The sequence below is a fragment of the Streptomyces sp. AgN23 genome (genome assembly GCF_001598115.1).
Classification (GTDB): Bacteria; Actinomycetota; Actinomycetes; order Streptomycetales; family Streptomycetaceae; genus Streptomyces; species Streptomyces antimycoticus.
Map to the genome: position 1 here is coordinate 8,404,581 of NZ_CP007153.1, position 13,892 is coordinate 8,418,472.

Below are 13,892 nucleotides of genomic sequence, written 5' to 3' on the forward strand. Positions count from 1 at the left end.
GTGGCAGACCGCACGCCCCCGCTCTCGGTCGACGAGCTGACCAGACTGGTCGCTGCCGGGGAGATCGACACCGTTGTCCTGGCCTTCACCGATATGCAGGGGAGGCTGCAGGGCAAGCGGTTCGCCGCCCGCTTCTTCCTCGACGACGTCCTGGCACACGGCACCGAGGGCTGCAACTACCTCCTCGCCGTCGACACCGAGATGAACACCGTCGACGGCTACGCCATGTCCTCCTGGGAGCGCGGCTACGGCGACTTCGCCATGCACGGCGACACCGCCACCCTGCGCCGCACCCCCTGGAACCCCGGCACCGCCCTCCTCACCGCGGACCTCGCCTGGCATGACGGCAGCCCCGTGGTCGCCTCCCCGCGCCAGATCCTGCGCCGTCAGCTCGACCGGCTCGCCGAGCGCGGCTGGACCGCGTACACCGGCACCGAGCTGGAGTTCATGGTCTTCCGGGACAGCTATGAGCAGGCGTGGAACGCCGGCTACCGCGGGATGACCCCCGCCAACCAGTACAACGTCGACTACTCCGTCCTCGGCACCGGCCGGGTCGAGCCCCTGCTGCGCCGCATCCGCAATGAGATGGGTGCCGCCGGGATGACCGTCGAGTCGGCCAAGGGGGAGTGCAACCTCGGCCAGCACGAGATCGCCTTCCGCTACGACGACGCCCTGACCACCTGCGACCAGCACGTCGTCTACAAGACCGGCGCCAAGGAGATCGCGGCCCAGGAGGGCATGGCGCTCACCTTCATGGCCAAGTACGACGAGCGCGAGGGCAACTCCTGCCATATCCACCTCTCGCTGCGCGACGAGGCCGGGCACCCCGTGCTCGCCGACGACGACGGCCCGTACGGCATGTCGAAGACCATGCGCCACTTCCTCGCCGGACAGATCGCGGCGATGCGCGACTTCACCCTGCTCTACGCGCCGAACATCAACTCCTACAAGCGGTTCCGCCCCGGCTCCTTCGCGCCCACCGCCGTCGCCTGGGGCCCGGACAACCGCACCTGCGCGCTGCGCGTCATCGGCCACGGCCCCTCCCACCGGCTGGAGAACCGGCTCCCGGGCGGCGATGTCAATCCGTACCTGGCCGTGGCCGCAATGGTGGCCGCCGGGCTCCACGGCGTCGAGCAGGAGCTGGAACTCCCCGAGGTCTGTACCGGCAACGCCTACAACGGAGATGCCGAGCACGTCCCGACCTCGCTGCGCGACGCCGCCGAGCTGTGGCGGAACAGCTCCATAGCGCGGGCCGCCTTCGGCGACGAGGTGGTCGAGCACTACCTCAACATGGCGCGCGTCGAGCAGGACGCCTACGACACCGCCGTCACGGACTGGGAGCGCTTCCGGTCCTTCGAGCGCATGTGAGGAACCACCCAGTGAGCAACGAACCCTCCCGCCAGCACCCCCACGAACACCGGATCCTCAACCCGGCCACCGAGGAGGTCATCGCCACCGTCCCCGCCGCCACCCCGGGGGATGTGGCCGCCGCCGTCGCCCGCGCCACCGAGGCGCAGCGCGGCTGGGCCGGGCTCGCGCCCGCCGACCGCGCCCGGCTGCTGCGCCGCTTCGCCGCCGTCGTGGACGACCACATCGAGGAACTCGCGGCGCTGGAGGTCCGCGAGGCGGGCCACCCGATCGGCAATGCCCGCTGGGAGGCGGGCAATGTGCGCGATCTGCTCGACTACGCGGCCGGGGGAGCGGAGCGGCTGAGCGGCGCCCAGATCCCCGTGGCCGGCGGGCTGAACGTCACCTTCCATGAGCCGCTCGGCGTGGTCGCGGTCATCGCACCGTGGAACTTCCCCATGCCGATCGCCGCCTGGGGCACCGCGCCCGCCCTGGCCGCCGGGAACGCCGTGGTCCTCAAACCGGCCGAGACCACCCCGCTCACCGCGCTCCGGCTGGCCGAACTCGCCCTGGAGGCGGGGCTTCCCGAGGGGCTCTTCCAGGTGCTGCCCGGGGCCGGGCCGGTCGCGGGCGCCGCGCTGGTCGAGCACCCCGGCGTCGCCAAGGTCGTCTTCACCGGCTCCACGGCCGTCGGCAAGGGGATCATGGCCACATGCGCGGAGGGGGTGAAGCGGGTGACTCTCGAACTCGGCGGCAAGAGCCCGAACATCGTCTTCGCCGACGCCGACATCGAGCGCGCGGCGGCCGCGGCCCCCGGCTCCTTCCTGGACAACACCGGCCAGGACTGCTGCGCCCGCAGCCGCATCCTGGTCCAGCGCGGCGTCTACGACCGGTTCATGGAGCTGCTGGCGCCCGCCGTGACCTCCTTCGCGGTCGGCGACCCGGCCGACCCCGCCACCGCCATGGGGCCGCTGATCTCGGCCGCCCAGCGGGAGCGCGTACGGTCCTACGTACCCGAGGACGCGCCCGCCGCGATCCGTGGCGAGGCCCCGAAGGGCAAGGGATTCTGGTACCCGGCCACCGTGCTGGAGGCCACCGGCGCCGGGGACCGCGCCGCCGTGGAGGAGATCTTCGGCCCCGTCGCCGTCGTCCTGCCCTTCGAGGACGAGGCCGACGCCGTACGGCTGGCCAACGCCACCGACTACGGCCTGTCCGGTTCGATCTGGACCCGCGACGTGGGCCGCGCGGTCCGGGTCTCGCGCGCCGTCGCCGCCGGGAACCTGTCCGTCAACTCGCACAGCAGCGTGCGGTACGCCACCCCCTTCGGCGGCTACAAGCAGTCCGGCCTGGGCCGGGAGCTGGGCCCCGACGCCCTTACCGCCTTCACCGAGACCAAGAACGTCTTCATCAGCACCGAGGAGCAGTGACGTGACCGAGACCCCCGTGTGCCGCCGTCTGGTGGGCCGTGCCGCCGTCGTCACCGGAGCGGGCAGCGGCATCGGCCTGGCCACCGCGCGCCGCCTGGCCTCCGAGGGCGCGCAGGTCGTCTGCGCCGATATCGACGAGAGCGCGGGCAAGGCCGCGGCCGACGAGGTCGGCGGGCTCTTCGTCCGGGTGGATGTGACCGACCCCGAGGAGGTCGAGGCGCTTTTCAAGACCGCCTTCGACACCTACGGTTCGGTGGACATCGCCTTCAACAACGCCGGTATCTCGCCGCCCGACGACGACTCGATCCTCACCACCGGTCTCGATGCCTGGAAGCGCGTCCAGGAGGTCAACCTCACCTCCGTCTATCTGTGCTGCAAGGCCGCGCTGCCCTATATGCGGCGGCAGGGCAGGGGCTCCATCATCAACACCGCCTCCTTCGTGGCCGTGATGGGCGCCGCCACCTCGCAGATCAGCTACACCGCCTCCAAGGGCGGGGTGCTCGCCATGTCCCGCGAACTGGGCGTGCAGTTCGCCCGCGAGGGCATCCGGGTCAACGCGCTGTGCCCGGGGCCGGTCAACACCCCGCTGCTGAAGGAGCTGTTCGCCAAGGACCCGGAGCGGGCCCAGCGCCGGCTGGTCCACGTGCCGGTGGGCCGGTTCGCCGAACCGGAGGAGATCGCCTCCGCCGTGGCCTTCCTGGCCAGCGATGACGCCTCGTTCGTCAACGCCGCCGAGTTCCTCGTGGACGGCGGGATCGCCGGGGCATATGTCACCCCGTTGTAGTCCTGTGCGCAGTCCGGCCATCCGCGGTGTACGGACCGCACCCCTGGCCATAGGCTGACCGTGTGACCATGAACACGCCCCCCGGCTGGTACCCCGATCCCGGCTACGCAGGTAACGGCCCCGCCATGGAACGGTGGTGGGACGGTTCCGCCTGGACCGAGTACACCCGCGATGCCTCGGGTGCCACGGACCCGGCCTTCGGCCCGCCGCCGATGCCGCCCTACCTGCCGGGGCGGCAGGGTGGCCACGGCCGGGGGCGCGGCCCGAGGATCGCGGCGGTGGCGGTCGCCGCCGGCGTCGTGGTCGCCGCGATCGTCGGTGGCATCGTGCTGCTGGGCGACGGCGGCGACGGCGGTGGTGGCAACGCCCAGACCGGGCCCGCCGCCCCCAGCGACTCGGCCCCGCCGGACAGCGGCGATCCGGCCCCGGACCTCCCCGCCCCGGACAGCCCCTCGGACGGGCCCACCGGCGCTCCCACCGCACCGCCCAGCTACGACCCGGACACCGCCCCGGACCCCGGCAACGGCATCAGCCTGCCGGTGCTCACCGGCTGGCAGGCGGGGCGCAGCAGCTCCGGCGGCGCGGGCGTCACCACCTCCCGCTACCCCTGCCCGGGCGACCCGTCCACCGAATGTGTGCGCGGCGGCGCCTTCTCCCGGACCGCCCAGGGCTACAAGGCCACCTCCGCCAAGGGCATAGCCAAGGAGGACATCGCGCAGAACGCCGAGGAGTCCTACGGCACCGACGGGGACAGCGACCGTAAGGCGTACGGCGGGATCACCTCCCACAAGGAGCTGAAGGAGTCGACGGTCGAGGTCGCGGGCGGCAAGGGCTATCTGGTCCGCTGGAAGGTGGTGACGAAGAAGGGCGACGACGGCATCGTCCAGTCGCTGGCCTTCCCGTCGCCCACCGTGCCGAACACGATGGTCGTGGTGCGCTTCGGGTTCGACCAGAGCGACAAGGCGCCGCCGCTCAGCGACATGGACAAGATCGTCAAGGGTATCGAGGCGCTGGCGGGCGACGGCCGGTCCGTCTAGGCGCTCGCCGGTCCATCTCGGCGCGTCGCCGGTCCGGCCAGGCCGAAGTCGGCGGTCGGCCCAGGCGCGTTGCCGGTCCGGCCAGGCCGAAGTCGGCGGTCCGTCCGGGCCAAAGGAGCCTGCCGGTCAGAGGAACGTTCTGCCCTCGCCCCGATACGTCGGCACGTCGGCCACCACCCGGTCGCCTTCGATCAGCCGCAGCGTGTCGAACCGCTCGCACAGCTCACCGGCCTTGGCGTGCCGGAACCAGACCTTGTCGCCGATCAGCAGATCGTCGGCGGCCGTGCCCAGCAGCGGGGTCTGCACCTCGCCCGGGCCCTCCATCGAGTCGTACACCAGCCCCTCCGGCAGATACGGCACCGGCAGCCGGTCCCGGCCCGGCGCGCCCGACGCCGGATAGCCGCCGCCGAGCACCGTCACCACGCCCACCCCGGGCCGGCGCACCACCGGCTGGGCGAACAGGGCCGCCGGGCGGCCGTGGAAGGAGGTGTAGTGATCGAAGAGACGCGGCTGGTAGAGCCCGGACCCGGCGGCGATCTCGGTCACCGCGTCCTCCGCGGCGGTGTGCTGCACACTGCCCGTACCGCCGCCGTTGACGAACTCCAGGTCCGCCACCGCCCGCACCGCCCGCACGACCGCGGCCCGGCGCGCCGCGAGCTCCCGGCGGGCCACGGACTGCATCAGCCGCACCGCGCGCGAGCGCAGCGGGCTGCCCGGCACCGCGTCGCCCACGCCCGCCACATGCCCCTCGTACGCCATCAGCCCGACCAGCCGGAAGCCGGGGCGGCGGTCGATCGCCCGCGCCAGCTCGGCCAGTTGCTCGGGTTCGCGCAGCGGTGAGCGCAGCGCCCCGACCCGCACCCGCCCGCCGAGCATCCGCAGCGAAGTGTCCAATTCCAGGCAGACCCGGACCTCTTCGGTCCCGGCGCGAACGCTGTCGATCAGATCGAGCTGGGTGAGGTCGTCCACCATGACCGTCACGGCCTCGGCCAGCTTGGGGTCGCTGGTCAGGGTGGCGAAGCCGTCCCGATCGGTGGAGGGATAGGCGAGCAGGACGTCGTCGAACCCCTCGCGCGCCAGCCACAGCGACTCCGGCAGCGTGAAGCTCATGATCCCCGCGAAGCCGTCCCGGGCCAGCACCCGTTCCAACAGCGCCCGGCAGCGCATCGATTTGCTGGCGACGCGGATCGGTTTGCCTCCCGCCCGGTGGACCAGATCCCGGGCGTTGTCGTCGAAGGCTCCCAGGTCGACAATCGCCACGGGCGCTTCGAGATGGGCGGTGGCCCGGTCGTACCGGGCCCGGTCAGCGGCGGCAGCGGACATGGACGCAGCTTGCCAGACCGCCATTACCACTGGGTAGAGGGCAGCCGGTGCGCAGGGCGCCCGGCTGCCCGTAGAGTGTCGCGCACGCCACGACCGGCAGGTCAGCGGCGTGTTGTCCGTATACGGGCCCGCCTGCCCGAAAGGCGGTGGGTGGTGCGGCGAACCGGACGGAGCCAGGTGAAACAGGTGTCGACGGCTGCGAGGGGGTGCAGGTGAGCACCGACGCGGAACCGGCGCACTCACCCCGCAGCACGCCCCCACCACGCCCCGCACATCCCCCGCGCACGGCGCCCGCGCAGCCTTCCGCGCCCCCGCCGCGCCCCACCGCCCCGCCCGGCTTCACCCCGGACCCGGACACCCCCATCCTCGGCGTACGGGCCAAGGTCCCGTTCCCCAGGAGCACCGCCGGGGCGTCCGGCACCCGGGTGCCCCCACGCCCCTTGGCACCGCCGCGCACCGAAGGGCTCTTCGCGGACGGCGGTCGGCGCGGCCGGCGCCGTCCGCCCAGCCGTACGGCGGCCGCCGCCGCGACTCTCGTCCTCGGCCTCGGGCTGCTCGGCGGCGCGGCGGCCGGGAGCTGGCTGGGCGGGGACCCCGACGCCCCGCCGTCCACCGCCGACACCTACGTCCACGCCCGCTCCGTCTGGCACAGCGTCCCCGTGAACGACCTCTTCCCGCGCAGCCTGCGGGGCAAGGGCGAAGGCCCCGGCGGCGCCGACCGCCTCTGGAGCCGAATAGCCGTCGCCCCGGACAGCAGCTGCGGCGGCGGATTCGATCCCCTGCTCGCCAAGGCGCTGGCCCCGGTGGGCTGCAAGCGCCTGGTGCGCGCCACGTACACCGACGCCACCAGCACCAGCGTCACCACCGTCGGGTTGCTGGTCACCACCTCCGGGCCCACCGGGATGCGGGCGCTGCACCAGCGCTTCATGACCGAGAAGCTGGACGAGCGCACCGATCTGATGCCCCGCGCGTACGCCGCCAAGGGCACCGCGGCGGCCGGGTTCGGCGACGACCAGCGCGCGAGCTGGCGCATCCGGATCCTCACCGACGCCCCCGTCGTCCTCTACACCGTCAGCGGTTTCGCCGACGGCCGTAAGGTCACCGACCCGCAGTCGGCGGGCGAGGCGACCCAGCGGGGCGCCACCTCGGCCCCCGCGCAATCGGGCCTCGGCAACGACGCCCGAAGCATCGCCGACGCGATCGAGGCCATATTCCGCCGGGCCCTGTCCACCGTCACGGAGACCACGTCATGACCGGGATCGGCCGGCGCCTCGCGGTGGCCTTCGCAGCCGCCGGGCTGTCCCTGGTGACCGCCGCGCCCGCGGACGCCGACGGCATACAGGCCCAGGAGTGGGCGCTGGACACCCTCCACGTCCAGGAGGCATGGCAGACGACCAAGGGCTCCGGGGTCACCGTCGCCGTCCTCGACACCGGCGTCGACGACAGCCACCCCGACCTCGAAGGCCAAGTGCTGCCCGGTAAGGACCTCATCGGCTTCGGCGCCCGGCGCGGCGAACGCGCCTGGGCCCGCCACGGCACCGCCATGGCCGGGATCATCGCGGGTCACGGCCACGGCGCGGCTGGCGGCGAGGGCGTCCTGGGCGTCGCGCCGAAGGCGCGGATCCTGCCGGTGCGGGTGATCCTCGAGGACTCCGACGCCGCCCGTAAGAAGGCCCGTTCGTCCCGTGGCGGCGCGCTCGCCGCCGGTATCCGCTGGGCCGCCGACCACGGCGCCGACGTCATCAACCTCTCGCTGGGCGACGACAGCGCCTCCGCCCACCCCGAGGCCGCCGAGGACGCCGCCGTGCAGTACGCGCTGCGCAAGGGCGTGGCCGTGGTCGCCTCCGCGGGCAACGGCGGCGAGAAGGGCGACCGCGTCTCCTACCCGGCCGCCTACCCCGGCGTGATCGCCGTGACCGCCGTGGACCGCTACGGCTCGCGCGCCGCCTTCTCCACCCGCCGCTGGTACGCCACCGTCTGCGCACCCGGCGTCGACGTGGTCATCGCCGACCCCGACAAGCGCTACTACGAGGGCTGGGGGACCAGCGCGGCCGCCGCCTTCGTCTCCGGCTCCGTCGCCCTCGTCCGTGCCGCCCACCCCGAGCTGAGCCCGCGCCAGATCCGGGAACTCCTCACCCGGACCGCCCAGGACGTCCCGGAGGGCGGCCACAGCGACGCCCTCGGCGCGGGCCTGGTGGACCCGGCGGCGGCGATCGCCGCGGGCGGCAAGATGAAGCCGGAGGCCCAGCGGCCCGCCGTGGCCTCGTCCCCGGAGCGCTTCTTCGGCAACGGTCCCGGCCACGCCCAGGGCGCGCACGACGAGTCCGGCCCCAACGAGATGGCGCTGCTCGCCGGAATCGCCGGCGCGGCCCTGGTGGTCGCCGCAGTCGCCCTGTGGCGTGGCTCGGGCCCCCTACGGGTGCCACCGAGGCTGCGCGCTCTGCTCACGGGGATCCGCGGGCGCTGAGGCGCGTCCCCGCCGCGTCGTCGGCTCGGGCCCGGCGCTCATCGCGCTTGCGCGCGGTGCTTCTGGCGATCCGCGCGCTGAGGACGGGCGTCGGCCTGGGGCGTGTCGGTGCCGGGGTGGCCGGCCGGGACCCGCTCCGAGGGCGCCGCTGACGAGGTACCGCCCGCGCTGAGCCGCGTCGGGGCCCGCTGGTCGGCCGAGAACCGCTGTGAGCGCCGCTCCCGGCCGTTCGTTCGCGCTGAGCGAGGTTGGCCCGACTCGCGTCGGGGCGGGTGGCCGGTTGGGACCCGTGGCAGCGCTGTCGACGGGCTTGCGTGCGCTGAGCGGCCCCCGGGCGCCGCGTCGTCGGCTCGGGCGTGCCGCGCGTGCTCGGGCGTGCCGCGCGTTGCGGCACGGCGGCCGCCGCCGGTCTGGGCCTGCGGTGGGGACCGCTCACCGGGTTGGGCAGGGCGTCGGGCCGGGGCTCCGCGGGCGAGTCGTCGGATCGGGACCGTTCCGGCGCCGCCTACCGGGATCGGTAGGTGCGGGCCGTCGCCACGGCCGTCCGTGCCGCCCTCTCGACCAGCGCCACCCCGCTGTCCATGTCCGCGCTGCCCTCGGACAGCACCGCGACCAGATAGGCGCGCCCGTCCGCCGGCACCTCGCCGATGCTGTTGACGACCCACAGCCCGGTGGCATCGCGGGGCATCCAGCCGTTCTTCAGCCGAGTCCCGGAGCCGTCCCCGTCGGCGGCGGCGGAGACTCCCCAGCTCTGGCGGTCGACGACGCGCCCCATCAGCGCCCGTAGATACGTCCGCGCGCGACCGTTCAGCGCCGAGTCGTCCGAGAAGATCGCGCGCAGCAGGGTCAGCTGATCGACGGCGGTGGTCAGGGTGACCCCCCAGCTCCCTCCGCTTCCGGCACGCGTCGCGGTCAGGCCGAGCCGCTGGTGCGCGGCGTCGAGCCCGGCGGCACCGCCGATCGTCCGCCACAGCGCGGTCGCCGCGTCGTTGTCGCTCTGCTCGACCATCACGGCCGCATGCGACCGCTCCTGGGCGGTCAGCGGTCGCCCCTCGTCCTCCGCCCTCAGCAGCAGCGCCGCGAGGATGCCCACCTTGACGATGCTCGCCGTGGCATACGAGCCGTCGCCGTGGACCCCGCTCGTCCGCGAACGGGTGTCCAGGACGGCGACGGAGAAGTCCGCGCCGGAGCCCTGGGCGACGGGGCCGAGCGCGTCGGCGAGTGCCGCGCTCAGGCCCTGCTCCGTCACGTCGTCCGCCATCCGCTCCACGCCGCCTCCCTCTCCGCCGCCCGCCGCGTCCGGTTCTCCCTGCCCTCGATACCCTCATGGCGTGGCGCTCAAGAACATTCCCGACCCTGGCTTCTCCGGCGACGACGGCTCCGCCGATCCCCGGCTGACCGCGGCGCTCGCCGCCTGGGCGGATGACCGCTCGGCCGAGCCCGAGGTGCTCGCCGCGCTCACCGACGCACGCCTCCTGGTCCCCGTGGTGGCGATCCTCGGCGAGGTCGAGGAGGGGCCCGAGGGGCTGCGCCGCGACAAGAGCAGCGACATGGCGGTGCCCACGCTGCAGGCCCCCGGCGGGCGGCGCGCCCTGCCCGCCTTCACCTCGCTCGAGACGCTGGCCCGCTGGCGCCCGGACGCCCGGCCCGTGGCCGTACCGCTGCGCCAGGCGCTGGAGGCCGCCGCCCATGAGAAGGCGGACACGCTGGTCCTGGACCTCGCGGGCCCGGTGCCGTACCAGCTGACCGGCTCCGCGCTGCTGGCCCTCGCCGAGGGGCGGACCAGCGCCGATCCGCTCGCCGACCCGGCCGTGACCGAGGCCGTGCGCACCGTACTGGCCGCCGAGCCGGAGGTGCTCCGGGCCCATCTGGCCCTGGCGGCGGACGCCGACGGGATGCTCGCGCTCGCCCTCGCGCCGGAGGCGCCCGCGCGGGAGACGGCGCACCGGGTGGCGGGCGCCCTGGCGGCCGACGAGGTGCTGCGGGCACGGCTGGTGCGCGGGCTGACCCTGGCGCTGCTGCCGCCGGACGCGAAGGTCCCCGGCGAACCGCTCTTCAGCCGCTGAGGGAGCAGGGCCCGGTCCGCCGCGGGAGCGGGGCCCGGCCCTCCCCATTCGGACCAACAGGCGAATCGCCTCAATTCCCCCCACAATGCTTAGGCGACTGGCGGTCGGAATCTGCGTGAGGAGAGCGCCATGGAGACGAGAACGGTCGTAGCGGAGTTCATCGGGACCGCGATGCTGGTCCTCTTCGGAGTCGGTTCGCTGGTCCTGGCGGGCGACTACATCAACGCCCTCGGGATCTCGCTCGCCTTTGGCTTCACGCTGATCGCGATCGCCTACGCGTTCGGACACATCTCGGGCTGCCACATCAACCCGGCGGTGACCCTCGGCGTGCTGCTGGCCAAGCGCATCGACATCCGTACGGCCGTCCAGTACTGGGTCGCGCAGTTCGTCGGCGCGATCGTGGGCGCGGCCGTGCTCTTCCTGCTCGCCAACCAGGTGCCCAGGCTCCAGACGGCCGATGCCTTCGGCAGCAACGGCTACGGCGGCCGCTCACCGGTGGGCATGGGCGCGGGCGGGGCCTTCCTCGCCGAGGTGCTGCTGACCTTCCTGCTGGTCTTCGTCTTCCTGGCGGTGACCCACTCGGTGGCCCTGGTCGGCGGCGAACCGATCCCGGTGGGCCTCGCCCTCGCCGCGGTCAATCTGATCGGCATCCCGCTGACCTGGGCCTCGGTCAATCCGGCGCGCAGCTTCGGCCCCGCGATCTTCGCGGGCGGCGATGCGCTCGGCCAGCTGTGGCTGTTCATCGTCGCGCCGCTGGTCGGCGGGGTGCTCGCCGCCGTGGTGCACCGGTTCACCCACCTCCATCCGGCGGGGCAGGCCGACAAGGAGGAGGCCCATCCGCCCCCGGCGACCGGACCGTGGGGGCGGCTGCGCGGCGGCCACCGCCCCGAGGTGGGCGGTCAGGAGACCAAGGGCCCGGAGGCGGCCTGAGGGCTCCGAGTGCGGGCGTGCGGGCTCCCGAGGAGGCACGGGCTCCCGTGGGGGCACGGCCCCCAGGGGCCGGCCGTCAGCCGAAGACCGGGCCGGTGAACTTCTCGCCCGGCCCCTGTCCCGGCTCGTCCGGCACCACCGACGCCTCACGGAAGGCGAGCTGCAGGGACTTCAGGCCGTCCCGCAGGGGAGCGGCGTGGAAGGAGCTGATCTCCGTGGCGCCGGCCGTGACGAGCCCCGCCAGGGCGTTGATCAGCTTCCGCGCCTCGTCCAGATCCTTGTGCTGGGGGCCCTCCTCGGCCAGGCCCAGGTTGACCGCGGCGGCGCTCATCAGGTGCACCGCGACCGTGGTGATCACCTCGACCGCGGGCACATCCGCGATGTCCCGGGTCATCCGGTCGAAGTCGGGGGCCGGCGGCTGCCCGGCGTTGGCGTCGCTCATGGTGGTCGGGGCTCACTTCCTGAGGGATGGTGGGCCCCAGCCTAGGCGGCCACCCGGCGCCGTACGCACGGGGCGGGTGAGTTCACGGGAACGCCGGGGAGCGTCGGGGAACGCCAGGGAGCGCCGGGCAACGCCGGGGGAAAGGGGGGCACGGTGGATGCCGGGGACGCACCGGGTGAGCATCCCGGGCCAGTCCTGGTATCGTGGATAAACGACCGGCCGGTCACGTGCGTGTCCGGCCCGCAAGTGGAGGCTCCCCAGCTCCCACCTCCCGACCCCCCGGGTCGGCAGGTCATCGGTCAGGCTGCGCCCCGCGGTGATATCGCGGCGGTGCTCCCGGTCAATGAGGAGCCCCGCCTGTGTACCCGTCGGGGCGTTTTGTGCTTACGGCGCGGTGGTCATACGAAACAGACGTTACGCGGCAGTCCGCCAGACGGTCGCGTGGTGCAACCGAGGAGGATCCATCAGCGCCGAGCCCCGCATCAACGACCGGATTCGCGTCCCCGAGGTGCGACTCGTCGGTCCCAGTGGCGAGCAGGTCGGCATTGTGCCGCTTGCCAAGGCCCTGGAGCTTGCGCAGGAGTACGACCTCGACCTCGTCGAGGTGGCGGCGACCGCTCGCCCGCCGGTCTGCAAGCTCATGGACTACGGAAAGTTCAAGTACGAGTCGGCCATGAAGGCCCGTGAGGCGCGCAAGAACCAGGCGCACACGGTCATCAAGGAGATGAAGCTCCGGCCGAAGATCGACCCGCACGACTATGACACCAAGAAGGGTCACGTCGTCCGGTTCCTCAAGCAGGGCGACAAGGTCAAGATCACGATCATGTTCCGCGGCCGTGAGCAGTCCCGGCCCGAACTCGGCTACCGGCTGTTGCAGCGGCTCGCCGAGGACGTCCAGGAGCTGGGCTTCGTGGAGTCCAACCCGAAGCAGGACGGCCGAAACATGATCATGGTTCTCGGTCCGCACAAGAAGAAGACCGAGGCGATGGCCGAAGCCCGCGAGGCGCAGGCTGCCCGCAAGGCGGAGCGCCAGGGAATTCCTCACCTGGACCAGTCCCCGGACGCGTCCGCCGAGGAGCCTGCCGAGGAGCCCGCCGAGGCGTGATCGAGAGGCGCGAGCCTCCACCGCCCACCCGGGGCCGAACGGCTCCGGACAGCAACCGAAACACATGACGCTTCCGTGTGCCGAACCGCGGAGGCGTCCCGACGAGGAGAGTACGGCGACATGCCGAAGAACAAGACGCACAGCGGTGCCAGCAAGCGCTTCAAGCTCACCGGCTCCGGCAAGGTGGTGCGCCAGCGCGCCGGTCGCCGCCACCTTCTCGAGCACAAGCCGTCCACGCTGACGCGCCGCCTGGCCGGAAAGGTCGAGATGGCCCCCGCCGACGCCAAGAAGATCAAGAAGCTTCTCGGCAAGTGACGCCCCGCCCCGCTTCGGCGGGGCGAGCGCCAGACCGGGACCTATTCGTTTCCGGGCCGCGTGAGTCACCTGCGGCCCCGTACAAGGAGTTAACAAGTGGCACGCGTCAAGCGGGCAGTCAACGCCCACAAGAAGCGCCGGGCGATCCTCGAGCAGGCCAGCGGCTACCGGGGTCAGCGCTCCCGCCTGTACCGCAAGGCCAAGGAGCAGGTCACCCACTCTCTGGTCTACAACTACAACGACCGCAAGAAGCGCAAGGGCGACTTCCGGCAGCTGTGGATCCAGCGCATCAACGCCGCTGCCCGCGCCAACGGCATGACGTACAACCGCTTCATCCAGGGTCTGAAGGCCGCCAACATCGAGGTGGACCGCAAGATCCTGGCCGACCTCGCCGTGAACGACGCCGGTGCGTTCGCCGCGCTGGTCGAGGCGGCGCAGAAGGCGCTGCCGAGCGACATCAACGCGCCGAAGGCCGCGTAAGCGCCGCGCTGAGCTGTACGCCACGGACCCGCAGGTGAACGCGTACCTGCGGGTCCGCGCATGTGGGTGCCCTCGCGCTGTGCCCCCTGGCGTTTCGTTGCGGGGTGCGGCCCGGTGGCCGGGTTGTGCCTACCGGGTTCCGCCTCGCGGATCGCCTGGGGCGGGCACG

The 13,892-nt window shown here is 73.1% G+C and carries 14 protein-coding genes; 11 read left to right on the forward strand and 3 right to left on the reverse strand.

The window, feature by feature from the left end; translation table 11 throughout:
* The 4 genes from AS97_RS36420 to AS97_RS36435 all read left to right on the forward strand — a co-directional run bounded on the left by AS97_RS36420 (position 1) and on the right by AS97_RS36435 (position 4,595).
* Positions 1–1,368, forward strand: a complete 1,368-nt coding sequence (locus AS97_RS36420; protein ID WP_059148026.1) for a glutamine synthetase family protein — start codon at positions 1–3, stop codon at positions 1,366–1,368.
* Positions 1,369–1,379: 11 nt separating this feature from the next.
* Positions 1,380–2,774 (forward strand): aldehyde dehydrogenase family protein, encoded by a 1,395-nt coding sequence (locus AS97_RS36425; RefSeq protein ID WP_185930188.1) that lies wholly within the window; start codon positions 1,380–1,382, stop codon positions 2,772–2,774.
* A 1-nt stretch (position 2,775) separates the two neighbouring features.
* Positions 2,776–3,558 carry a 3-oxoacyl-ACP reductase gene (locus AS97_RS36430; protein ID WP_210566395.1) on the forward strand — a complete coding sequence of 261 codons (783 nt, stop codon included), beginning with the start codon at positions 2,776–2,778 and terminating at the stop codon, positions 3,556–3,558.
* Between the two features lie 68 nt (positions 3,559–3,626).
* A complete protein-coding gene (locus tag AS97_RS36435) occupies positions 3,627–4,595 on the forward strand; it encodes a DUF2510 domain-containing protein (RefSeq protein WP_210566396.1) in 969 nt (322 codons plus the stop codon).
* A gap of 126 nt (positions 4,596–4,721) precedes the next feature.
* On the opposite strand, the gene AS97_RS36440 is transcribed toward AS97_RS36435, so the two are convergent.
* Positions 4,722–5,918, reverse strand: a complete 1,197-nt coding sequence (locus AS97_RS36440) for an alanine racemase (RefSeq protein ID WP_210566397.1) — start codon at positions 5,916–5,918, stop codon at positions 4,722–4,724.
* 212 nt (positions 5,919–6,130) lie between these two features.
* Here AS97_RS36440 and AS97_RS36445 point away from each other — a divergent pair, with 212 nt between their 5' ends.
* Complete coding sequence (locus AS97_RS36445) at positions 6,131–7,171, forward strand: hypothetical protein (protein WP_247204608.1); 1,041 nt, start codon at positions 6,131–6,133, stop codon at positions 7,169–7,171.
* The gene (gene mycP / locus AS97_RS36450) at positions 7,168–8,385 is read left to right on the forward strand and encodes a type VII secretion-associated serine protease mycosin (RefSeq protein WP_059148021.1); all 1,218 of its coding nucleotides are present in this window, start codon (positions 7,168–7,170) and stop codon (positions 8,383–8,385) included. Before AS97_RS36445 ends, mycP begins: the two co-directional genes overlap by 4 nt.
* Before the next feature lie 505 nt (positions 8,386–8,890).
* Here mycP and AS97_RS36455 read toward each other — a convergent pair.
* Entirely contained in the window at positions 8,891–9,646 is a 756-nt protein-coding gene (locus AS97_RS36455; RefSeq protein ID WP_059148047.1) for a serine hydrolase, read from the reverse strand.
* 70 nt (positions 9,647–9,716) lie between these two features.
* On the opposite strand from AS97_RS36455, the gene AS97_RS36460 reads away from it, so the two are divergent.
* Both AS97_RS36460 and AS97_RS36465 read left to right on the forward strand, forming a co-directional pair.
* On the forward strand, positions 9,717–10,451 hold the full coding sequence (locus tag AS97_RS36460) for an SseB family protein (RefSeq protein WP_210566398.1): 735 nt from the start codon (positions 9,717–9,719) through the stop codon (positions 10,449–10,451).
* Positions 10,452–10,580: 129 nt separating this feature from the next.
* On the forward strand, positions 10,581–11,381 hold the full coding sequence (locus AS97_RS36465) for an MIP family channel protein (RefSeq protein ID WP_210566399.1): 801 nt from the start codon (positions 10,581–10,583) through the stop codon (positions 11,379–11,381).
* Positions 11,382–11,457: 76 nt separating this feature from the next.
* Here the strand turns inward: AS97_RS36465 and AS97_RS36470 are convergent, their stop codons facing one another.
* On the reverse strand, positions 11,458–11,823 hold the full coding sequence (locus tag AS97_RS36470) for a DUF1844 domain-containing protein (RefSeq protein ID WP_059148018.1): 366 nt from the start codon (positions 11,821–11,823) through the stop codon (positions 11,458–11,460).
* A 400-nt stretch (positions 11,824–12,223) separates the two neighbouring features.
* On the opposite strand from AS97_RS36470, the gene infC reads away from it, so the two are divergent.
* From infC to rplT, 3 genes are all read left to right on the forward strand, one after another.
* Positions 12,224–12,928 carry a translation initiation factor IF-3 gene (gene infC, locus AS97_RS36475; RefSeq protein ID WP_079059788.1) on the forward strand — a complete coding sequence of 235 codons (705 nt, stop codon included), beginning with the start codon at positions 12,224–12,226 and terminating at the stop codon, positions 12,926–12,928.
* A 120-nt stretch (positions 12,929–13,048) separates the two neighbouring features.
* Positions 13,049–13,243, forward strand: coding sequence for a 50S ribosomal protein L35 (rpmI, locus tag AS97_RS36480; protein WP_020867203.1), 195 nt, complete (start codon positions 13,049–13,051; stop codon positions 13,241–13,243).
* A gap of 96 nt (positions 13,244–13,339) precedes the next feature.
* Positions 13,340–13,723, forward strand: coding sequence for a 50S ribosomal protein L20 (rplT, locus tag AS97_RS36485; protein ID WP_014056108.1), 384 nt, complete (start codon positions 13,340–13,342; stop codon positions 13,721–13,723).
* Positions 13,724–13,892: the final 169 nt, after the last annotated feature.